We start from the raw sequence: 19,219 nt of genomic DNA on the forward strand, positions 1-19,219 counted from the left end.
CAGAAACGGCGATGGTGACAGGGAGTACCCCCGCCAGGTGAACCACTGCGTCACGCCGATGTCCATCGACCCAACGCATCTCATCGATTCGGAGGCTGCCGTCTCAAGATTGCGCCTCAACTATTAGGCGCTCAGCGGGCCAGGTCGACGCCGAGGTCGTAGAGGACGTCGAAGAAATCCGGGAAGGAAACGTCGACGTGTTCGGCGCCCTCGATGGTCGTCTCACCGTCAGCGACGAGCGCCGCGATGGACAGCGCCATGATGATACGGTGGTCGTCATAGCCGTCGACGGTCGCGCCTTCAAGGTTGCCGTCGTTGATGACGAGTTCGTCGTCGTGTTCGACGACGTCGATGCCCATCTTCTCGAGTTCGGTCGCCATCGCAGCCACGCGGTCGGTCTCTTTCAGTCGGACGTGCTCGCAGTCGGTGATGCGCGTGGTTCCGTCGGCGACCGCCCCGAGCACCGCGATGGTCGGGAGCAGGTCGGGCGTGTCCGCGACGCCGACTTCGATGCCCGCGAGGTCGGATTTTCCCACCGTGATGGCGCCGTCTTTTCGGTTCCACTCTATGTCGGCGCCCATCCGTTCGAGGATGGAGACGATAGCCGAATCGCCCTGGGCGCTGGGATATGCGCCCTCGACGATAAGTTCCTCATCGGACGCGAGCGCGCCAGCAGCGAGCAGATACGACATCGACGAAAAGTCGCCGGGGACGTGGTACTCGCCGTCTCCGGGCTCGTACGACTGGCCGCCGGCGACGCGGAAACCGTCAGCCCCTGACGCACGCACGTCCGAGTCATCGCCGCCGATAACCTCGGCCTCGATGCCGAAATCGTCCAACACCTCGAGCGTGATATCGACGTACGGGGCGGATTTGAGCTCGGTCGTGAGGTCGATCTCGACACCGCCCTCGGTCACGGCCCCGGCCATGAGCAGTCCCGTGATGTACTGCGAGGAGACGTCGCCACGGATGTTCAAATCACCGCCGCGGATGTCGCCACCGACGATGAGCGGCGCCTGGCCGTTGCTCCGGGTCGATTCGGCGCGTGCGCCGAGCTGTTTCAGCGCGTCCAAAAGCGGCCCCTGGGGTCGCGTTCGGAGCGAGGCGTCGCCGGTGAGCACGGCGAGGCCATCGACAAGTGCTCCGGTCGCCGTCGTCAGTCGCATCGTCGTTCCGCTGTTGGCACACGAGATGACGTCGCCGGGCGTCTCGGGGTCGCCGTCGAAGCCGACGATTTCGAGGTCGTCAGCTCGTGGGTCGCTACGCTCCCCACTCGTCCGTTCCGTGCCGCGTGGCGGCACGCGCTCGACCGAGCCACCGTAGGCCTCCACCGCGCGGGCCGTCGCGCGCGTGTCGGCGCTCGAAAGCGGGTTACACACCAGCGCTCCGCCGGCGTAGCCGGCCGCGAGGATGGCTCTGTGCGTGTAGCTCTTCGAGGGCGGTGCGCGCGCGGTGCCGCGTACCCGTGACGGTGAGATGCGAACGTCCATACCGATGGCTCGTAGCCCCTCGAAAAGAGGATACCGGCTGGGGCGCCCGCCGTCGTCAACGCTTTGTGAGTGCCGGCCCGCCGTCTGATATGGAACCTGACCTCTCGGAACTCGACGCCTTCCTCGAGGCGGAAGCCGCCGACGGCTACCTCATCGAAGCCGACGGCGAGGACTCAGACCAGCGGTATCTCTCCGGATTCACCGCCCCCGACCCCTTCGTCACGCTGTACACCGGCGAGACGCACCTGCTCGTCTCGGCGCTCGAATACGGCCGCGCGAACCGGAACGCCCGCGCGGACAGCGTCGAACGCCATTCAGAATACGACCACCACGACAACATCGAAGAATACGGCCAGACCGAAGGCGGCCATCGGACGCTCGCGGCGTTTCTCGATGCCCACGACATCGAGTCGGTCGCTGCGCCGACCGACTTCTCCCTCGGCACCGCCGACGGGCTTCGCGACCTCGGTGTCACCGTCGACGCCGATTACGACAGCGTCATCGAATCCATCCGCGCAACGAAAGCCGACGAGGAAATCGAGCATATCCGCAAAGTCCAGGCCGTGAACGAGGCAGCGATGGGGCGCGCCGAGGAACTGCTCGCGGCTGCCGATGTCGAAGACGGCACGCTCGTCCACGACGGCGAACCGCTCACCTCCGAGCGCGTCAAACAGGAAATCGAAATCGAGCTGCTCCGCCACGGCTGTGCGCTCGATGAAACCATCGTCGCCTGCGGTGCCGACGCGGCCGACCCCCACGACCGCGGCTCCGGCCCGCTCGTAGCCGACGAGGCCATCATCATCGACATCTTCCCGCGCTCGAAGGAGACGGGCTACTACGCCGACATGACCCGGACGTTCTGCGTCGGCGAGCCCACCGAGACGATTCGGGAGTGGTACGACCTGACGCTCGAAGCCCAGGAGGCAGCCCTCGACGCTATCGAGGCTGGCGTCACTGGCAGCGAGGTACACAGCGCAGTCTGTGATATCTACGAGGATGCCGGGCTCCCGACGCTGCGGGCCGACGAGTCGACGGAGACGGGCTTCATCCACACCACCGGCCACGGTGTCGGACTCGACATCCACGAGTATCCCCGCATCTCCGAGCAGGATAACGAACTGCAGGCCGGACACGTCGTCACCGTGGAACCCGGCCTCTACGACCCCGAGGTCGGCGGCGTCCGCATCGAAGACCTCGTCGTCGTGACCGAGAACGGCCACGAGAACCTCACCGACTACGAGAAATCGTTCGTCGTTCAGTAGCCGTCAGACCCGCTCTGACGGCGACGATTCGACCGCGCATATATATGTTCACACGGTATCGTGCGGTGTACGTTAACGGACGAATAAATGGATGCCTCACGATGGTCGGAGTATGTCGAGCAGTGACGAGAGACAGCACGGCCTGGCCGTCTGTGATGACTGTGAGTCGGTACAGCCGGTCGAAGTACGGTCGGGCGGGGAAATCCGAAGCATCGGGAACCCAAATTGCAACTGCGGCAACAACAATTTCCGGCTTCTCGAGTAGGCTCCGGTAAGGTACAAAAGCGGCCGCCGCCTACGGATCGATGGCGGCGATGATGAGGCTCGTACCCCCGCTCCGAGCCCCTTGTGACGACGCGTACTCCTGAGCCGCCAACCACTCGTACTTGGCGTTCTCGCGGCCGTTTTCAGTCGCCAGTGAATACTTCGTCCGGCCGGATGCGGAGGATGACGCGCTCGCTCACGATTTCGTTCGGATACTCGACTGGAATCGTCGGCATACACACTCCATCAGTTCGACGCCAGTTAGTCGTATCGCGACCTGCCACCTCAGAATACGAACGGCTTTTCCCGGAGGCGGGAAAACCGGATTGTATGCAACTGCTCGTCGTCGGGGCGGGAGAGATGGGCCGGTGGTTCGCCCGTCACAGCGGCGCCGACAGCGTCGCCTTCGCCGACCGCGAGGCGACCGTCGCACGCGAAGCCGCTGCCGAACGGGACGACGCACAGGCCGTTCCGCTGGGCACCGACGAGTCCTTCGACGTCGTCTGTCTCGCCGTGCCGATGACCGCGATTCCGGGCGCCGTGGCCGAACACGCTCCGAAAGCGACCGAAGCCATCGTCGATGTCTCCGGGGAAATGCGGGATTCCATCGCGGCGCTGCGTGAACACGCCGACGACCGCGAGCGGGCGAGTTTCCACCCGCTGTTTTCGGCGTCGAACGCGCCGGGGAACATCCCCGTCGTCGTCGACCGCGAGGGGCCGGTTATTGAAGGCATCAAAGCGACGCTTTCGCACGCGGGCAACAAGGTGTTCGAGACGACGCCCGAGGAACACGACCGGGCGATGGAGACGGTGCAGACAAAAGCCCACACGGCCGTGCTGGCGTATGCCTTGGCGGACGCCGACGACGTCGACCCACGATTCCACACGACGCTTTCGGCACCGCTCGAGGAGCTGGTCGAGCAGGTCGTCGACAACACACCCGAGGTGTATGCCGAGATTCAGGCCCGGTTCGAGGGGAGTGACGAGGTCGCCGAGGCAGCCCGCGCTCTGTCCGACGCCGACCATGAGACGTTCATCGACCTCTACGGGGAAGCCGGCCGATGAGCGAAACCGACGGGATTCTCGACGCCGCTCGCTACCTTCGGAACGTCCGTCCCGTCGACCCCGACGAGATATACGAATACGTCGAAAGCCAGCCACATCCGGCGGTCGTCAAGCAGACACTTCGGGAACACGCCTTCGAGTTGGGGCTCCGCGAACGCGAGGACGGAACCTTCGTCCCCGTCGAGGAGGGCCCGGTGTCGACGACGTTCAGGGGCGTCGAGCGGTTCCCCGAGACGTATGCCCGACAGTTCGAAGACCTGCTCGTCGAGCGGTTCGGCCCCGGCTGGCCCGAGAGTGACAGCGGCGACCGACTCCGCGAGAGAATCGACCGCCTGAAAGCCGAATACTTCGCCGATACGTCGGTCGAGTACGACGCCGACACGGCGCTGGCTTATGGACTGTACCATCTGCCGGATTACTACGCGGCGATTCAGTACGTCCTCGATGACCTCACGGAAGACGGCCTGCTCCCGCGGCAGCTCCGCGTCCTCGAAGTCGGCGCTGGCACGGGTGGGCCCGCGCTCGGTCTCCACGATCACCTCCCCGAAGAGACGCTCGTTGAGTACGACGCAGTCGAGCCGAGCGCGGCAGCCGACGTGCTCGAACACATGCTGGACGAAACGCGGCCGAGTTTCCACACGACGATTCACCGAGAGACGGCCGAGGCGTTCGACCCCGAGACGGAGTACGACCTCGTTGTCTTCGCGAACGTGTTCGCCGAACTGGACGACCCGGTCGCGGTCGCCGAACGGTATCTCGACGCACTGGCCGACGACGGCACGATGCTCGCGCTGTCCCCCGCAGAAGAGCGAACGGCGACCCGACTCCGGACGGTCGAGCGCGACCTGCTCGACCGGCGCGAGGATGCCACCGTGTACGCGCCGACGATACGGCTGTGGCCCGACGAGGAGCCGACCGACCGCGGCTGGACGTTCCGCCGTGAGCCGGATATTGAGGTGCCGGCTTTCCAGCGCCGTCTCGACCGCGCATCCGAGCGCGGAGAAGACTCGGCTGGCGGCGACGGCACCTACACCAACACGGACGTGCAGTTCGCCTACCTCCTCGTGCGGACGGACGGCAAACGCGCAATCGAATACGAACCGAACCCCGAGCGCGTGGCCAAGATGGCCGAGATGGACGAGCACGTCACCGACCGCATCGATCTCGACGCGTTGAAGCTGTCGCCGAATCTCACCGAGGAGGGCAATCCGCTGTTCAAGATCAGCGACGGCTCGGAATCGGTCGACCACTACGCCGTCCTCACGCGGGAATCAGCCCTGAACGAGCCGCTCCAGCGGGCCCCCTACGGTTCCCTGCTCCACTTCGAGAACGTGCTCGTGCTCTGGAACGACGACGAGGAGGCATACAATCTCGTCGTCGATGCCGAAACCGTCGTCGACAGGATGGCCTAACCGAACGGCGCCCCAGACGGCCGTGTGCGGTGAATTTTTGCGATACCGGCACCCACCACGAGTATGGATATTCTCCTCACGAACGACGACGGCATCGACGCCGTCGGCATCCGGGCGCTGCACGACGCCCTCGAGGATGTCGCTACCGTGACGGTTGTCGCCCCCGCCAGCGACCAAAGCGCCGTCGGGCGACAGCTTTCTCGTCGCGTCGACTTCCACGACCACGAACTCGGCTACGCGGTCGAAGGGACACCGACCGACTGCGTGCTCGCCGGCCTCGGTGCGCTCGACCTCGACCCCGACCTCGTCGTCGCGGGCTGCAATCGCGGCGCCAACCTCGGTGAGTACGTTCTCGGCCGCTCGGGGACAGTGTCGGCGGCCGTCGAGGCGGCCTTCTTCGGTGTGCCCGCCATCGCTGCCTCGGTGTATTTCCCCACGGACGAGGTCGACTTCGAAACGTGGACGCCCGACCCCGAGGATTTCGACGAGGCCACCGGAGCGGTTCGGTATCTCGTCGAACACGCACCCAGCGTCGGCGTCTTCGAGCACGCCGACTACCTCAACGTCAACGCGCCGGTGCCGCCCAAAGAAGGCACTGCCGAGATGGAGATCACGCGCCCCTCACACGTCTACGAGATGGACGCCGAACGCGACGGCGACGCCGTGAGAATATACGACAAGATATGGGAACGGATGGCAAGCGGAGATATCCCCGACCCGGTAGGAAGCGACCGCCGCGCCGTCGTCGAAGGCCGAATCAGCGTCTCGCCGCTTACGGCACCGCATACGACGACCGACCACGAGGCCCTCGACGGCCTCGCAGAAGCCTACACCGAGTAGGCGTCAGTCGTCCGCCCGTGGCTTGTTTTTGGCCGACGTCTGGCCGCTTTTACCGGGTGATTTCTCCCCTGCCACCGGCAGCGAGAGCGTTCCCTCGCCGTGGAGCAGTCGGGCCCCCGCCGACTCCCGGGAGGCGTAGAAGCCGGCATCCGTCGTCGCGATGACGAGCTTCAACTGGTCGCCGGCGGCGAGTTGTCGCTGCAGCGCGACCATTTCTTGGGTGACCTCTCTAGTTTGGGTGCCTTCGAGCCGGAACGGCGTCACCTGGTCGTGGATGAGCGTCTCCTCGCCGTCCTCGACGTGGTAGAGCTTCGCGAACAGCTTCGTCTCGGTGCCGATGGGCTGGATGGGGAGCGTGAGTTCGGGCGACCCGAGCAGTTCGACATCCTCCGTGATGTCGAAGGCGAACTCCGCGGCGGTCGCACCCGGCGCAGCGTCGTCGTTCCGCGGTGCCACCTGACTCGATGACGTCGCCTCGCCACTGTTGAGCACCACGGTCTGTTCGCCGGTGCCGGCTCGCTGGCCGCCGGTGCCGGCCAAATCGAGGTCACGGCTCGGTTCGGGGATGCTGTCCGTCGTCTTGAACACTTCAGACTGGATGTCGTAGTAGGTCACCGGCGGAAGGTCGGCGTTGCCCTTCCGCTTGACGTGGTCGTCCATCCAATCGAGGGCGAACCCGTCGATGATGGCCTGGGTGTCCGCGTCGGGCGTCGCTCCGAAGAGGGTGTGGGCGCCCTCGAAGAGCACGAGGCGGCTCTCGACACCGCGTTCCCGGAGCCCATCGTAGTTCCAGATGGCCTCATCTGGCGTGAACAGCACGTCGTTGAGTCCGGAGATGAAGAGCGCCGGTGGGCTGTTCTTCCCGAGTTCGTCGAGCTTCGAGACGGCCGAGCGAGTCTTGAAGTAGGCCTCGTGCCGATCCGCGAGTTCGTTTCGGGCCGTCGACTCGGCGTAAATCTCGGTGAGCCGCGGTGTCATCCCAGTGGTGTCGTTCAACTGGGGGCGTTCCTGCCCCGAAGTGAGACCGAGCGATCCGGTGGTACCGACCGCATACAGCAGGCTCGTCCAGCCACGCTTGATGACGTCGTCGGGGCCCAGTGAGTGCGAGAGGTCGTGCCACGCCCACCGGGGGATAATCGCGTCGAGTCGGTCGTCGACGGCCGCGGTGTTGAGCTGGATGCCGCCGGCATACGAGAGCCCGTCCATGCCGATACGCGGGTTGTCCTCACTGTCGGTGAGCACCTCGTCGCGGCGGGCCAGCCATGTGATGAGATGCTGGGCGTCGTTGACCTCATTCGGGCCGTCGATACCGACCTGGCCATCCGAATCGCCGAAGCCACGGGAATCGTACGTCAGGACGACGTAGCCGTGACTGGCGTAGATGTCCGACGTTCGCTGGACGGCAGCGGCGTTTCGGTCGTTGCCCCAGCCGTGGGTACTCAACACTGCTGGCGATGGCCCGTCGTTATCGGGAAGATACAGCGTCGCCGCGAGTTCGGTACCGTCCCAGGATTCGATTCGGAGGTCTTCGGTCGTGTAGCCATGTTCACCTGCGCTCGAAAGCCCCGCGAAGCCGCCGGCCACTGCGATACCGGCTGCCCCTGCGAGGAACGTTCGCCTGCTCGTCTGGCGTGACATACTCGCACATTCGGACACGAACCGAAGGTCGTACTGCCGCGCATGTCCCCCGTTTTAAACTCGTGGGATGATGGGTGAATATCACAGCAAGCTGAACCCGACGGCCTGCTCGAAGAGGAGCACGCCGCCGACCGCGATACCGAACAGGCCGGCCAGCACCCGCAGATACGCCGATATCGCCGTCCCCATCGTTCGCCCCCAGAGTATCGAGACGGTCGTCATGGTGGCGATGGAAAGCAAACTGAACGCGGCGAGAAAGAGCACCGCAGCGTCGACGGATGGAGCCGACGAGACGAGGAGAACGACCAGCGCGCCGCTGCCAGCAAAGCCGTGAATGAGGCCGACGAGGAACGATTCGCCGTCGAGGTGAAAATGTGTCCAGCCGACGGAGAGCGACCCGAGCGTCAGATGAGCGTGCAGCCCGGTTCCGTGGACGTGGCTCGTATGTGTCGTTCCGCGACTGACGGCCCACAGCATTCGCGCGCCGAGACCGAGCAGGACGATGCCGACGATGACCTCGAAGAAGGCCGCGACTGCGTCGGGAACACGGATGCCGAGGCCGACGAGAAGCAGCCCGAGGACGATGATGGGTAGCGAGTGGCCCAGTCCCCACGAGGCGCCGACCGAACCGAGCCGCCCGTCTCCCTCGTCGACGAGCGTCGCCACGGCTGCAAGGTGGTCGGCCTCAACTGCGTGTCGGACGCCGAGTGCGGCGCCCGCCGCCGCTACTGTGATGGCGGACATACCGCCTGGTTCGAGCGGTGGAGTATAGTCGATTCGGAGTCCCGGCAGCGACGGGCAAGTGTTCGAACGGCCATCAACCGTTTATACTCTCGTCGAAGAGTAACAGACGATGAAACAGTCACACTGCGAGCAGACAGTAGCGACCGATATCGACGCGCAATCTTCGGGGGCTGATTCGGCATGAGGCGGCGCAAGTTCGTCGTCTCGACCGCGGGTATCGGAACGGCACTGCTGGCTGGCTGTACGGGCGGCGACGGCACGCCGGACAACGGCGGCGGTGGCGGTGGTGGCGGGACGGCACTCGGCACGTTCCGACTGCTCATCAGCGACCGGCCCGCAGACATCGATGATTTCGACTCGCTCGACGTGACGCTCTCGAAGGCGCGCGTTTTCAAGGGCGATGACGAGGACGAGGAGACGGAGACGACCGAAGAAACCGAAACCACTGAAGGAACCGAGACAGCCGAAGGAACTGAGACAGCCGAGCAGACAGAAGCCGAGGAAACGCCGACGCCGGAACCGACCGACACCCCTGAGGAGACGGAGACCACGGAAACTGACGATGGAGATGAGGATGACACCGAAGAGCGTGGCTTCACCGAGTTCAACATCGACGACGAGACAGTCGACCTGACGGAAGTCGTCGGTGAGAAGGCGCTTCCGGTACTGGAAGGCGAACTCGAAGCGGGCACCTACTCCAAGATAGAACTCTACGCCTCGGACGTAGCGGGCGTGGTCAACGGCGAGAACGTCGACGTGAAGATTCCGAGCGGGAAACTCAAAATCGTCAAGCCGTTCGAGGTCACGGAGGGCGGCGAAGTGAGCTTCGTCTTCGACATCAACGTGGTCAAGAAGGGGTCGAACGGCTACAACCTCCTGCCCGTCATCGGAAAAAGCGGCGTCGCCGGCGAGGATGTCGAAGTCGAGGAGGTCGAGAACGGTGACGGTGAAGAGGAATCGACCGAGACTGAATCGACCGAGACTGAATCGACTGAAACCGACGGGGAATCGACGGCGACTCCCGAGGAGACCGAACAGTCCGGACAGAACGAAACGTCCGGCAACGAAAGCAGCGCGTAACGCAACTATCGTTTCTACGTAACCAGATTTGTACGTGTGAACGCTCGTCGTTACCGTACACTCCCAGTACACGGTAGTCCTTGCCGGCTCGTATGCGCGTTCCGCGCTCGGTCTATTTCGTGGCCATCACGAAACCGATGAACAGCCCCGGCGCTCGTAACGTACATCGGTTACACCCAGATGCAAATCATTAAATCCCTCCCGTCCAACCGATGTTTCCATGACGATACATCGACGAGAGTTCCTTGCAGCGCTCGGTGCGGGTACCACAGCAGGACTGGCCGGCTGTTCACGGGCGTTCGGAGAGGAAGAATCACAACCTGGTGTCGTCGGAGAGACGCTCACGCTGACGACGACGACGAGCACGTACGACACCGGCCTGCTCGCGGAGTTGCACGCGCCGTTCGAGGAGCAGTACGGGGTTACCGTCGACGCCGTCGCCCAGGGTACCGGCGCGGCGCTTGAGACGGCGCGGAACGGCGATTCTGACGTGGTGATGGTACACGCCCGCTCGTTGGAGGACGACTTCATGCGGGAGGGCTACGGCGTGAATCGTCGTGACCTCATGTTCAACGACTTCGTCATCGTCGGGCCGTCGTCCGACCCCGCCGGAATCGAGGGGCTGGACTCGGCGACCGAGGCGTTCGCGACCATCGCCGACGAGCAAGCCCCGTTCGTCTCCCGTGGCGACAACTCCGGGACGCATACCAAAGAACTGGCCATCTGGGAGGCTGCCGACGTTGACCCCAGCGGCGACTGGTACCGCGAAACCGGGCAGGGGATGGGCGAGGTACTCAACATCGCGAACGAACAGGGGGCCTACACCCTCTCAGACCGCGGCACCTACATTTCCCAGCGCTCGGAGATCGACCTTAGCATTCTCGTCCAGGGGCCGATAGAGGGTGGCCCGGAACGGCTCGCGAACCCCTACGGTGTGATGGCGGTCAACCCCGCGGTTCACGAGAACGTCAACTACGACCTCGCGATGGCCTACATCGGCTACATCACCAGCCCCGCTGCCCAAGAGCTCATCGCGAACTACGAGGCGAACGGCGAACAACTGTTCTTCCCCCGGGCGCTGTCGGAAGACCCCAACTTCCAGCAGTACGTTCCGGAAGGTTGGAGTAGCGACGCCGACGATAGCTGATCGTGCCGCTCGCGCTCACGTCCGGCGTGGCCCCCCTCCTCGAGTTTCCGTTCGAGGCGGTGTACGTCCGGAGCATCGTTTTCGTCTCGCTGTACGTGAGTCTGTTCGCGGTGTTTCTCAGCACTTTGGTGAGTCTGCCGACCGCAATACTGCTGGCATTCACCGACTTTCCGGGCAAGCGACTCTGTAAATCGCTCATCAACACCGGGATGGGCTTTCCGAGCGTCGTGGTTGGCCTGCTCGTACTGTTCGCCGTCTCGAATCAGGGCCCGCTCGGCGCGTTGAACCTCGTGTTCACCAAGGAGGCGATGATCATGTCGCAGTTCGTGCTCGCGACGCCAGCGATTACGGCCATCAGCCTTGCTGCCGTCACGGGCGTCGATGGGAGCGTTCGGGAGGCCGCGCGTGCTCTCGGTGGCACGAAAATCGACGTCGCGCTCGTCACTATCAAGGAGGCGCGCTACGGCATCGCCACCGCCGTCCTCGCGGGGTTCGGCCGCGCAATAAGCGAGGTCGGTTCCGTCCTCATCGTCGGCGGCAACATCGCCGGTGCGGACGGCGTCTCGAAGACTCGAACCCTGACGACGGCCATCCAACTGGAGGCTCGCCAGGGGCGCTACGAGACGGCGCTCATTCTTGGGGCAGTGCTGGTGGCGCTCGTCTTGCTCGTGAACGCCGTCGTCATCCGCCTTGGCGACGGTGGGGTGATGCGGTGATGTTAGAGCTCGACGCGGTCACACACGCCTATGGCGACGAACAGGTGGTCGATGGGGCATCGCTGTCGGTCGACCCCGGCGAGGTCGTCGCCATTATCGGCCCCTCAGGCGTGGGCAAGTCGACGCTCCTCCGCATCCTCGCGCTGTTCGTCAACCCCGATGGCGGCCGGGTCACGTTCGACGGCACGGACGCCTGGGCAGCCAGTGAGCACGACCGACTCATGCTCCGCCGTCGAATCGGCATGGTGTTCCAGCAGGCGAGTCTCTTCGACGCCTCGATCGCCCGCAACGTCGAGTACGGCCTCCGGGTGCGGCGGTCGTGGCGCGAGCGACTCCACGGCCAGCTCCCCATCGGCGGAGCGGCTGCCCCCCCCGAAGCGGTCAGGGAGGCACTCGACGTTGTCGGCCTCGCTGACAAACTCGACCAGTCGGCAGGATCACTCTCCGGCGGTGAGGCCCAGCGCGTCGCCTTCGCGCGGGCCCTTGCGTACGACCCTGCTGTGTTGCTTCTGGACGAACCGACCTCCGATTTAGACCCCCGGAATACCGCCGTCATCGAGGATGCGATTTCAGCCGCTCGCGACCGTGGTATCGGCGTCGTCGTTGCCACTCACGACATGCATCAGGCCGAGCGCATTGCCGACCGCGTCGCCGTCCTTCTGGGAACGGGGTTCGCCGAAATCGGCCCGACGGACACCGTCTTCGAGGCACCGACCGACGAGCGCACGAAGAAGTTTATTTCGGGAGAACTAGTGTACTGATGACAGCGAGCCTCACATCATGACGCTCGAGAAAGGCTTCGAACCACACCTCGCCATCGACAACGTCGCGATTACCGGCCGGGACATCGAGATGCTCCGGGCCATAGCTGAGACCGGCTCGATGTCGGGTGCAGCGGACGACCTCGGGCGCTCCTACCCACATCTCCAGCGGCGTGTCGTCGAACTCGAAGGCGCGGTCGGGTCGCTCACCACACGCGTTCGTGGCGGCAGCGGCGGCGGCGGCACCGAACTCACCACGGCAGCGCGGAACCTCATCAGACAGTTCGACCGCCTCCGAGTGGAGCTGGCCGGCGTCACAACCGTCACCGAATCGGTGATTCGCGGGACAGTCATCGAGCGACACGGCGAGTTAGCGACCGTCGAAACGGAGGCCGGCGACCTGAAGGCTCGCGTCCCGGCGGAAGCGACCGACGTGGAGATCGCCATCCGGTCGGATGCGGTCGTGCTCGTGGCGCCGGGCAGCGAGTCGGGTGCCCACACTAGCCTCCGAAATCAGCTCGTCGGAACGGTGTCTCGAATCGACGCTGGCGACCGTATCGTGACGGTGCGTGTCGACATCTCCGAGAGCGTCACAATCGAGTCGGTCATCACGACCGAGAGCCTCTCGCGACTCGGCCTGAAAGAGGGCAGTGATGTCGTGGCAGCGTTCAAATCCACGGCCGCGCGGGCGACGCCGTCGTCGCTTTGAATCAGCGTCGGCGTCCACGACACGGACGGGCCCGAACCGACTCTGAGATGGAAAAATAAATCCCAAGTGTGAGTGTACGACGAGTATGGAGCAAACGTTCGTCGAATTACTCCAGAACAACGCGGAACACGCACAGGCGTTTCACTCCCGATTCGACGATGTCCAGGAGTCCCAGCATCCGGACGTGGTCTCGGTCTGCTGTTCGGACTCCCGCGTCCTCCAAGACCACCTCTGGGGCAACGACGAACCCGGTCGGGTGTTCACCTGCGGGAATATCGGCAACCGCGTCGTCCAACGCACCGACGCCGGCGAGGTCGTCTCGGGCGACGTGCTCTACCCGATCGAGCACACCGGTACCGAGACCGCGGTCGTCGTCGGCCACACCGGCTGTGGCGCCGTCACGGCGACGTACGACGCCCTGACCGATGGCCTCTCCGAGCCCCCGGGCATCGAACATTGCATCAGCCTGCTGAAACCGCATCTCGAAGGGGGCGTCGAGGCGCTTCCCGACGACGTCGAACGCACGGCCGCGATAAATCGGCTCGTCGAGTACAACGTCGACAGACAGATCGAGTTCCTCCTCGAAAGCGACGCCGTCCCCGAAACTGTCGATATCATCGGTGGGGTCTACGACTTCCAGGACGTCTACGATGGCCAGCGCGGTGAGGTACACGTCATCAACGTCGACGGCGAAACCTCCGTCGAGACGCTCCGCGAGGAGTATCCCGACATCGAATCACGCATCGAACGGCTCTGGGAATACTGACAGGGCCGCTTGAGGCCGGGGCCAGGCCTCACCGCGTTCCACGAAACGGACTGGAGCCTTCGACGATTATCACTCCCGCGTTCGTCGAGTTCCTCACACGGAGTCTTTCTTCACCAGTCGTGGACAATGGCGAAACAGTCGAGTAACACCCACAGGCGTTCCCGGAGAACGACGCCAGCGGCTTGACAGCAATTTTACAAATAAAAAGAACCGCGCAGCCGCAACCGGACGCGTGCCGTTCAGTGCGACGGCGCGTCGAGCTTCCAACCGTGGTCGTGTCCCGTACGTTCGATGCGGTCAGACCGACACGCCGGACATATGTCGGGCGTCGTCGTCGTGTTCCGTGGGACGTAGACGCCGCCGCCGCACTCCACGCAGGCATCAGCGACGACTGTCACACAGTCGGTACAGAGGTGGAAATCGTCGACTGTGAGGTCGCGCAGGGGTTCGAGTTGTTTATCTAAGAGATACTCGTCGATGGCCGCCTGACAGTTGTGGCACGGTTTCATAGCGATGCGAGTAGACCCATGTGACCGATGCACATAGTCCTGCCGCCTGATGCAGGTTTGTTATCGGGCTTCGGGCGTCATGCTCCGCAACCCCGTCCCGGCTCAGATTAGCTCCGCAGCGGGGACTGTGCGTCGGTTGTCTGGCGTGTCCTCCCTGCTGGTGGGAACGTAGACCACGGTCAGTTCATTTCCCTCCGCGTCAGGGTCGATGTCGACGATTTCGACTTCCTTGCCGGAGGAGAGGACTCGACAGAGATCGCCGATTTCGAGCCCGCGCTCGTCCTGCAGTCGCTGAACCGCGGCTTCGCGCTTTCGGCGCTCCGCCTTGACCGGACAGTCGTCGTGTCGCAACCGGAGTTGTGACAGGGTTTCGAACTCCGCACCGCAGGCATCGCAGGTGTGCATACTCCTCCTCTTCGTTCGACGGATAAATCTCTGCGGTTGCGAACATGCCGATACGGAATGGGGTGGTATCGAACGCCTCAGACTCTGAAAATGATGAATACAATCCCGGAATTGGTAGGTCTACAGGCGGGGCAGGCCGAGTGCCTCGGGGCTTGCCCCCGAGGTCCTTCACGACAGACGTTAGGCACCGAGCAGGAAGCGACGGAACTCAGGATTGTCGCTGAACTGTGTCGATTTGGCATCTGACACAGGGGTCATCGGCGAAACAGGCGCGATTGTCGTAGGGACACTCATGGGACTCGACGTCGACGGATAGTTGGCGTTTGGCGCGTTTCCATTCGATCTCCCATGCCTCGATGTTCATATCAGCCGAATTGAAGACGACCTCGCCATCAGAATCTACGATCTCGATGATCGTGTACTCGTACTGATTGACTTTGACGACGTCAATTGCCGCTTCGTAGGATAAGCAGCTGATTTGTTCCCTATCACCGTCGTCATCGAAGAAGCGGACGGTGATGGAGCCATCATACGCCTCGGTCGGCTCCAGTCCTTTCTCCATACCATGGAGTTCTCGAAACGCAAACTAAAGGCTTGCTTCGACAGAGCTGATCGCAGCCATTCAAAGCGACACCGAATCTGCATCGTTCAGACTCAATTGTAATCCCATTCGAGATGTATAGTAACCGTTTCGCGGTCACCTCCAAGAAGACGCGGCCGGTCGACTGCATGGACACGAACGGAGGCGTCGGTCGGGGCAGGCATCGTTACATCTGCATTCTCCACCACGAGCTGCACCTCCCCATCCCAGGTGGCTGCCTCCAGCGCCCGGGCGGGCTCGACGAAGGCGGCGTCATTATGGGCCGGATCCGCGTCGAGCGGTTCATCCCACGCGATGTTCGCGACGTCTTCCGAGCGACCGGCTAAGACGGCGTTGACGGCAGCGCTGACGAGCAGAATGAGGCCGCCGAAGTACAACCACGTGATGAGTAGGATGATGATGCCGACGAGACCGTAATCGCTGGTGCTCGAAACGCGGGTGTACACCGTGAAGCCGTACCGGAGCGCCGTCCAGCCAGCACCGGCCAACAGTGCCCCAGGGATGACTTCGCGGAAACTCACATTCTCATCCGGGAACACGTAGTACATCGGATAGAAGGCAACCGCCAGAAACAGCGTCGAGAACACTGGCCGGAGAATAACTCCAAAAATCCCCGACGTAGGGACAGTAATCATTGATTCGGCGATTGTCACAACGAAGAGCGCAGCCCCTAACGCGCCGAACACGACGATCGCATCGAGAATCTGGTCGAGGAGCGTGTTCACGGCATGGGATTCGTAAATATCCGAGAACGCCTGGTCGAGCCCACGGAAGATACGCAGTGTTCCCCACGCCAGTATGGCGAGGCTGAGTACTGACAGGCCGGCGCTCCCCGTCGCGTTAGTCGCAGCGTTGACGAGCAGAGTCGCGAAATCCTGCGAGATGGCGCTGCCGGACGGCGTGATGTTTTCGGCCACCCCCTCGATGAGCTGTCTCGCGGCGTCTTCGCTCCCGAGCTCCGAGAGCACGAACAGCATCAGTAGCAAGAACGGAAGCAGTGAGACGAACGCGTGGTAGGCGATGGAGCCAGCCATGAACGTGATGTTCTCGGAGCGTGCTTCCTTGATAACCGCTCGCGCGACCTGTTTGGTGCGACCGATACGGAGATTCATTGCCGCGATGTTCCGATGGCGGGACAAAAGACGATGGGGTTTGGTTAGCGGGGGGCTTGCGGGAGGTTCGCTGGCAGTTGGACACAGAGGTGAACGCACCCTGACTGTGAACGAGATACACGTTACTGGCTGTCCTGCCAGATACTGTATTGCGTGCCGTCACCCGTGTTGCATGAATGTGACGTGAAAGCGTGAGCTGAGACGATGCGTTAGTAGAGTCAGATGTGACTTTGAGGGGTGAGTAGTAATCTGATCGTGGGGAATATATGTGAGACGAAGAAATATATGTGTGTCGAAAGCATAGAGTGACGTATGACCGACGAGCCACCCTCTACCCCTGACGGGCCCGACGAGTTTCCCACCGAGGAGGAACTACCGGATGAACCATTGACCGTGGACGACATTGACCCGTTCGATGTTGATGACGATGACTTTGAGGACATCGATGACTTCGCAGCCGCAGAGTGGAAAGCAGACACTACTGCGGACGAGCGAATTCGCACGGTAATCAACAGAACGACGACCCCGAAATCCGCGGGCGACATCGCAGACACAGCTCTGGTCTCAGAAACAAAAGCCAGAACCACGCTCAACAAGCTTGCCGAGGAAGGTATCGTTAGAAGCCATCAGACAGATTCTGGAAAGCTATACGAGCGAGACCCTGAATGGCATCTTCTCAAACAGATCAGCCAGCTCGCCGCTAGCGAAACGCTCGTCGAACAAATCCAGCGAGTGAAACAGGAACTCGCAGAGTACAAAGCCAAATATGATGCAAACGATCCAGAGGAACTTCTGGTTTCAGACAAGGAACTCAGTCAGGACGAACTCAACGATGTTTCTCACTGGCGGACAGCAGAACGAGAACTCAAGCACCTCAGAGCCGCATACCGCTTCAAAGAGGCGAAAGAACAGACATACACCGTAACTGAACCGATCGACGGACACCCGGGTAAACAGACCACACCCCCCGCTCACAATCAGCACCCACTTCAGTAATGGGAATGGGAAACGGCTCTCCAATCGATTCGGAGGCGATTGATGAGAGCGTGGAGCAGATGCGCAAGCAACTCGACAAAGGAGTTGTCAACGTCCGATTCCGGTATCAGAAAGATCAACCGTTCAAACAGCGGAAAGGAGAAAACCCCAGAGAGGCACGGGCCACTGTTACCCCAGGAATCCACCAACGGGGCGGGTATTTCGATACTCAGTGGTGGGGGAATGGAGACTACAAATACCACTATCGGGAGAAAGGGCTGGAATTCAGGTTCGGGCGCGAGGCAGCGAACGAGAGCACGAATAAGCCAGTACGGCATTTTCATCCGCCAAGCAATCTCGACGAACATCGGCAATCCTGTATCGGGATCGAACGACCACCTGAACTCGTCACGATTGCTGTGCTGAAGACGTGGTGGGAAGCGGTCGAGAACGGTGACGAGGGCTTGGTGAATGCGCAGAATGGCTTGCCGTAGTCTAGAAATACTGTCTGTAATTCCCAGTTGGAGTGTTCAACGAGAAGAATCTCTCAGAGCCGATCAAGATCCCTACTCGGGATATAGAGTGCCTAATACCCGTTTTTGGGCCTTATCTGCTCTCTCGCTGCTCGACCTTGTTCAGGTAGTTGAAATCCATGATGGAATCTCGTGAAAATTGTCTCTTGATCCACTCTCAGGACAGCGAATACGGGCGTAACAGACTGCCTATTACTGCCACATATAAAAGAACGTGGCCCTTCATTCTACAGGCGGCTGTTTGGTTCGGCTAGAGCGTGTCGAACGAGTCGATTACGTCGCTCGTCGTGTGGGCCGCAACGACATCCTGTTCCTCGAAGTCGGAGTCGTCGCTCCAAATATCAGAATCGGTGGCGAGAGCACACGCTAGGTACAACACGTCGTCGGGATCAGTGTCGCCAATCGTCTCTTCGGCCTGCTCGATATACGGATAGAACTCGCTGGCGGAAACGACTTCGATGTACTGGAAGAGGAGGTCAATGAACTGTGCGACTCGATCTGGAGTCATCCCTGACTTCTCGACGATCAGCTCCTCGTAGTTCTCGATTTCGTCATGGACGAACTCGGGCGTCAAGAGATCGGGTTCAAGTGTGACGATGAGTTCGCGGGTTTTTGAGTCTGCGATGAGTGCGGAGATGACGACGTTGGCATCGACGACCAGCTTCATCCGTCTGGGCTACTCCGAATCCTCTCCGATGCGGTCGCGTGCACTCTCGTTGACCTTGTTGGCTATTTCCGCAATGTCGCTCTCAGTGAGTTGGCTTCCGGACGTGAGTTCGTCCATCACGTCGAGTGTCTCGATCTTCTCCTGGATAGCCTGGCGGGTGACCTCGCTCCAGTTGATCTCCGGATGTTTCTCCATCCGGTCTTTGAGGTCGTCGTCGACATTGACAGTGATACTGGGCATACAGAAACCTATTCATACACAGAATCTTGTGTCTTTGGGTCAGGACACAGCAGCAAAAACTGACCGCAGCTTCGCGGTGTTCCTCTTATTGAGACTGAGCGGGGTATCGAACCGTGTTATTGGAACGTATTCGACGCGGACAGCATCCGATCTTCCGGTTGCTCATCGACTCCGACTGAACGCGAAGAATCCCTCAGAAACAATTTTCAAACCCCTCCTTGGAAGATAGAGTGCCTAATACCTGTGTTTTGAGCCTTATCTGCTCTCCCGCTGTTCCACCTTG

At 62.0% G+C, this 19,219-nt stretch carries 22 protein-coding genes; 13 read left to right on the forward strand and 9 right to left on the reverse strand.

Translation table 11 applies throughout. The features are described 5' to 3' along the window. Nucleotides 1–131: 131 nt before the first annotated feature. Nucleotides 132–1,490 (reverse strand): 3-phosphoshikimate 1-carboxyvinyltransferase, encoded by a 1,359-nt coding sequence (gene aroA / locus ACI8UR_RS09300; RefSeq protein ID WP_415087797.1) that lies wholly within the window; start codon nucleotides 1,488–1,490, stop codon nucleotides 132–134. 89 nt (nucleotides 1,491–1,579) lie between these two features. Here aroA and ACI8UR_RS09305 point away from each other — a divergent pair, with 89 nt between their 5' ends. The 5 genes from ACI8UR_RS09305 (at nucleotide 1,580) to surE (ending at nucleotide 6,333) form a co-directional block, all read left to right on the forward strand. Continuing rightward, nucleotides 1,580–2,752: a M24 family metallopeptidase gene (locus ACI8UR_RS09305; protein ID WP_411716020.1), complete on the forward strand. Its 1,173-nt coding sequence runs from the start codon at nucleotides 1,580–1,582 to the stop codon at nucleotides 2,750–2,752. Nucleotides 2,753–2,864: 112 nt separating this feature from the next. Next, nucleotides 2,865–3,017, forward strand: a complete 153-nt coding sequence (locus ACI8UR_RS09310; RefSeq protein WP_411716019.1) for a hypothetical protein — start codon at nucleotides 2,865–2,867, stop codon at nucleotides 3,015–3,017. 329 nt (nucleotides 3,018–3,346) lie between these two features. Further along, a complete protein-coding gene (locus ACI8UR_RS09315) occupies nucleotides 3,347–4,081 on the forward strand; it encodes a prephenate dehydrogenase (RefSeq protein WP_411716018.1) in 735 nt (244 codons plus the stop codon). Further along, entirely contained in the window at nucleotides 4,078–5,493 is a 1,416-nt protein-coding gene (locus ACI8UR_RS09320; RefSeq protein ID WP_411716017.1) for a small ribosomal subunit Rsm22 family protein, read from the forward strand. The genes ACI8UR_RS09315 and ACI8UR_RS09320 overlap by 4 nt, the downstream gene beginning before the upstream one ends. 63 nt (nucleotides 5,494–5,556) lie before the next feature. Beyond that, nucleotides 5,557–6,333: a 5'/3'-nucleotidase SurE gene (gene surE, locus ACI8UR_RS09325; protein ID WP_411716016.1), complete on the forward strand. Its 777-nt coding sequence runs from the start codon at nucleotides 5,557–5,559 to the stop codon at nucleotides 6,331–6,333. A gap of 3 nt (nucleotides 6,334–6,336) precedes the next feature. Here the strand turns inward: surE and ACI8UR_RS09330 are convergent, their stop codons facing one another. Both ACI8UR_RS09330 and ACI8UR_RS09335 read right to left on the reverse strand, forming a co-directional pair. Then, the gene (locus ACI8UR_RS09330; protein ID WP_415087798.1) at nucleotides 6,337–7,971 is read right to left on the reverse strand and encodes a CocE/NonD family hydrolase; all 1,635 of its coding nucleotides are present in this window, start codon (nucleotides 7,969–7,971) and stop codon (nucleotides 6,337–6,339) included. 81 nt (nucleotides 7,972–8,052) lie between these two features. Continuing rightward, entirely contained in the window at nucleotides 8,053–8,715 is a 663-nt protein-coding gene (locus ACI8UR_RS09335) for a high-affinity nickel-transporter protein (RefSeq protein WP_411715218.1), read from the reverse strand. Nucleotides 8,716–8,895: 180 nt separating this feature from the next. Here ACI8UR_RS09335 and ACI8UR_RS09340 point away from each other — a divergent pair, with 180 nt between their 5' ends. The 6 genes from ACI8UR_RS09340 (at nucleotide 8,896) to ACI8UR_RS09365 (ending at nucleotide 13,894) form a co-directional block, all read left to right on the forward strand. Then, on the forward strand, nucleotides 8,896–9,795 hold the full coding sequence (locus ACI8UR_RS09340) for a DUF4382 domain-containing protein (RefSeq protein ID WP_411715219.1): 900 nt from the start codon (nucleotides 8,896–8,898) through the stop codon (nucleotides 9,793–9,795). Between the two features lie 220 nt (nucleotides 9,796–10,015). Beyond that, nucleotides 10,016–10,942 (forward strand): substrate-binding domain-containing protein, encoded by a 927-nt coding sequence (locus ACI8UR_RS09345; RefSeq protein ID WP_411715220.1) that lies wholly within the window; start codon nucleotides 10,016–10,018, stop codon nucleotides 10,940–10,942. Further along, complete coding sequence (locus ACI8UR_RS09350; RefSeq protein WP_411715233.1) at nucleotides 10,942–11,658, forward strand: ABC transporter permease; 717 nt, start codon at nucleotides 10,942–10,944, stop codon at nucleotides 11,656–11,658. Before ACI8UR_RS09345 ends, ACI8UR_RS09350 begins: the two co-directional genes overlap by 1 nt. Then, a complete protein-coding gene (locus tag ACI8UR_RS09355) occupies nucleotides 11,658–12,419 on the forward strand; it encodes an amino acid ABC transporter ATP-binding protein (protein ID WP_411715221.1) in 762 nt (253 codons plus the stop codon). The genes ACI8UR_RS09350 and ACI8UR_RS09355 overlap by 1 nt, the downstream gene beginning before the upstream one ends. Before the next feature lie 19 nt (nucleotides 12,420–12,438). Beyond that, a complete protein-coding gene (locus ACI8UR_RS09360) occupies nucleotides 12,439–13,128 on the forward strand; it encodes a TOBE domain-containing protein (RefSeq protein WP_411715222.1) in 690 nt (229 codons plus the stop codon). Between the two features lie 85 nt (nucleotides 13,129–13,213). Next, nucleotides 13,214–13,894, forward strand: a complete 681-nt coding sequence (locus ACI8UR_RS09365; RefSeq protein WP_411715223.1) for a carbonic anhydrase — start codon at nucleotides 13,214–13,216, stop codon at nucleotides 13,892–13,894. A 239-nt stretch (nucleotides 13,895–14,133) separates the two neighbouring features. On the opposite strand, the gene ACI8UR_RS09370 is transcribed toward ACI8UR_RS09365, so the two are convergent. The 4 genes from ACI8UR_RS09370 to ACI8UR_RS09385 form a co-directional block, all read right to left on the reverse strand. Next, nucleotides 14,134–14,403 carry a hypothetical protein gene (locus ACI8UR_RS09370; protein ID WP_411715224.1) on the reverse strand — a complete coding sequence of 90 codons (270 nt, stop codon included), beginning with the start codon at nucleotides 14,401–14,403 and terminating at the stop codon, nucleotides 14,134–14,136. 102 nt (nucleotides 14,404–14,505) lie between these two features. After that, nucleotides 14,506–14,808: a hypothetical protein gene (locus tag ACI8UR_RS09375; protein WP_411715225.1), complete on the reverse strand. Its 303-nt coding sequence runs from the start codon at nucleotides 14,806–14,808 to the stop codon at nucleotides 14,506–14,508. 208 nt (nucleotides 14,809–15,016) lie between these two features. Beyond that, a complete protein-coding gene (locus ACI8UR_RS09380) occupies nucleotides 15,017–15,370 on the reverse strand; it encodes a hypothetical protein (protein WP_411715226.1) in 354 nt (117 codons plus the stop codon). 92 nt (nucleotides 15,371–15,462) lie between these two features. Then, nucleotides 15,463–16,521: a YihY/virulence factor BrkB family protein gene (locus ACI8UR_RS09385; RefSeq protein ID WP_411715227.1), complete on the reverse strand. Its 1,059-nt coding sequence runs from the start codon at nucleotides 16,519–16,521 to the stop codon at nucleotides 15,463–15,465. 312 nt (nucleotides 16,522–16,833) lie between these two features. Here ACI8UR_RS09385 and ACI8UR_RS09390 point away from each other — a divergent pair, with 312 nt between their 5' ends. After that, entirely contained in the window at nucleotides 16,834–17,517 is a 684-nt protein-coding gene (locus ACI8UR_RS09390; protein ID WP_411715228.1) for a winged helix-turn-helix domain-containing protein, read from the forward strand. Beyond that, complete coding sequence (locus ACI8UR_RS09395; protein ID WP_411715229.1) at nucleotides 17,517–17,990, forward strand: hypothetical protein; 474 nt, start codon at nucleotides 17,517–17,519, stop codon at nucleotides 17,988–17,990. Before ACI8UR_RS09390 ends, ACI8UR_RS09395 begins: the two co-directional genes overlap by 1 nt. 289 nt (nucleotides 17,991–18,279) lie before the next feature. On the opposite strand, the gene ACI8UR_RS09400 is transcribed toward ACI8UR_RS09395, so the two are convergent. Both ACI8UR_RS09400 and ACI8UR_RS09405 read right to left on the reverse strand, forming a co-directional pair. Further along, on the reverse strand, nucleotides 18,280–18,696 hold the full coding sequence (locus ACI8UR_RS09400; RefSeq protein ID WP_411715230.1) for a PIN domain-containing protein: 417 nt from the start codon (nucleotides 18,694–18,696) through the stop codon (nucleotides 18,280–18,282). 9 nt (nucleotides 18,697–18,705) lie between these two features. Then, nucleotides 18,706–18,936 (reverse strand): hypothetical protein, encoded by a 231-nt coding sequence (locus tag ACI8UR_RS09405; RefSeq protein ID WP_411715231.1) that lies wholly within the window; start codon nucleotides 18,934–18,936, stop codon nucleotides 18,706–18,708. Between the last annotated feature and the right edge of the window lie 283 nt (nucleotides 18,937–19,219).

The organism is Natronomonas sp. (assembly GCF_047616845.1).
Classification (GTDB): Archaea; Halobacteriota; Halobacteria; order Halobacteriales; family Haloarculaceae; genus Natronomonas.

Coding starts and splice junctions, on each gene's coding strand:
- aroA (WP_415087797.1), bottom strand. CDS start 1,490: ATGGACGTTCGCATCTCACCGTCACGGGTACGCGGCACCGCGCGCGCA.
- ACI8UR_RS09305 (WP_411716020.1), top strand. CDS start 1,580: ATGGAACCTGACCTCTCGGAACTCGACGCCTTCCTCGAGGCGGAAGCC.
- ACI8UR_RS09310 (WP_411716019.1), top strand. CDS start 2,865: ATGTCGAGCAGTGACGAGAGACAGCACGGCCTGGCCGTCTGTGATGAC.
- ACI8UR_RS09315 (WP_411716018.1), top strand. CDS start 3,347: ATGCAACTGCTCGTCGTCGGGGCGGGAGAGATGGGCCGGTGGTTCGCC.
- ACI8UR_RS09320 (WP_411716017.1), top strand. CDS start 4,078: ATGAGCGAAACCGACGGGATTCTCGACGCCGCTCGCTACCTTCGGAAC.
- surE (WP_411716016.1), top strand. CDS start 5,557: ATGGATATTCTCCTCACGAACGACGACGGCATCGACGCCGTCGGCATC.
- ACI8UR_RS09330 (WP_415087798.1), bottom strand. CDS start 7,971: ATGTCACGCCAGACGAGCAGGCGAACGTTCCTCGCAGGGGCAGCCGGT.
- ACI8UR_RS09335 (WP_411715218.1), bottom strand. CDS start 8,715: ATGTCCGCCATCACAGTAGCGGCGGCGGGCGCCGCACTCGGCGTCCGA.
- ACI8UR_RS09340 (WP_411715219.1), top strand. CDS start 8,896: ATGAGGCGGCGCAAGTTCGTCGTCTCGACCGCGGGTATCGGAACGGCA.
- ACI8UR_RS09345 (WP_411715220.1), top strand. CDS start 10,016: ATGACGATACATCGACGAGAGTTCCTTGCAGCGCTCGGTGCGGGTACC.
- ACI8UR_RS09355 (WP_411715221.1), top strand. CDS start 11,658: ATGTTAGAGCTCGACGCGGTCACACACGCCTATGGCGACGAACAGGTG.
- ACI8UR_RS09360 (WP_411715222.1), top strand. CDS start 12,439: ATGACGCTCGAGAAAGGCTTCGAACCACACCTCGCCATCGACAACGTC.
- ACI8UR_RS09365 (WP_411715223.1), top strand. CDS start 13,214: ATGGAGCAAACGTTCGTCGAATTACTCCAGAACAACGCGGAACACGCA.
- ACI8UR_RS09370 (WP_411715224.1), bottom strand. CDS start 14,403: ATGAAACCGTGCCACAACTGTCAGGCGGCCATCGACGAGTATCTCTTA.
- ACI8UR_RS09375 (WP_411715225.1), bottom strand. CDS start 14,808: ATGCACACCTGCGATGCCTGCGGTGCGGAGTTCGAAACCCTGTCACAA.
- ACI8UR_RS09380 (WP_411715226.1), bottom strand. CDS start 15,370: ATGGAGAAAGGACTGGAGCCGACCGAGGCGTATGATGGCTCCATCACC.
- ACI8UR_RS09385 (WP_411715227.1), bottom strand. CDS start 16,521: ATGAATCTCCGTATCGGTCGCACCAAACAGGTCGCGCGAGCGGTTATC.
- ACI8UR_RS09390 (WP_411715228.1), top strand. CDS start 16,834: ATGACCGACGAGCCACCCTCTACCCCTGACGGGCCCGACGAGTTTCCC.
- ACI8UR_RS09395 (WP_411715229.1), top strand. CDS start 17,517: ATGGGAATGGGAAACGGCTCTCCAATCGATTCGGAGGCGATTGATGAG.
- ACI8UR_RS09400 (WP_411715230.1), bottom strand. CDS start 18,696: ATGAAGCTGGTCGTCGATGCCAACGTCGTCATCTCCGCACTCATCGCA.
- ACI8UR_RS09405 (WP_411715231.1), bottom strand. CDS start 18,936: ATGCCCAGTATCACTGTCAATGTCGACGACGACCTCAAAGACCGGATG.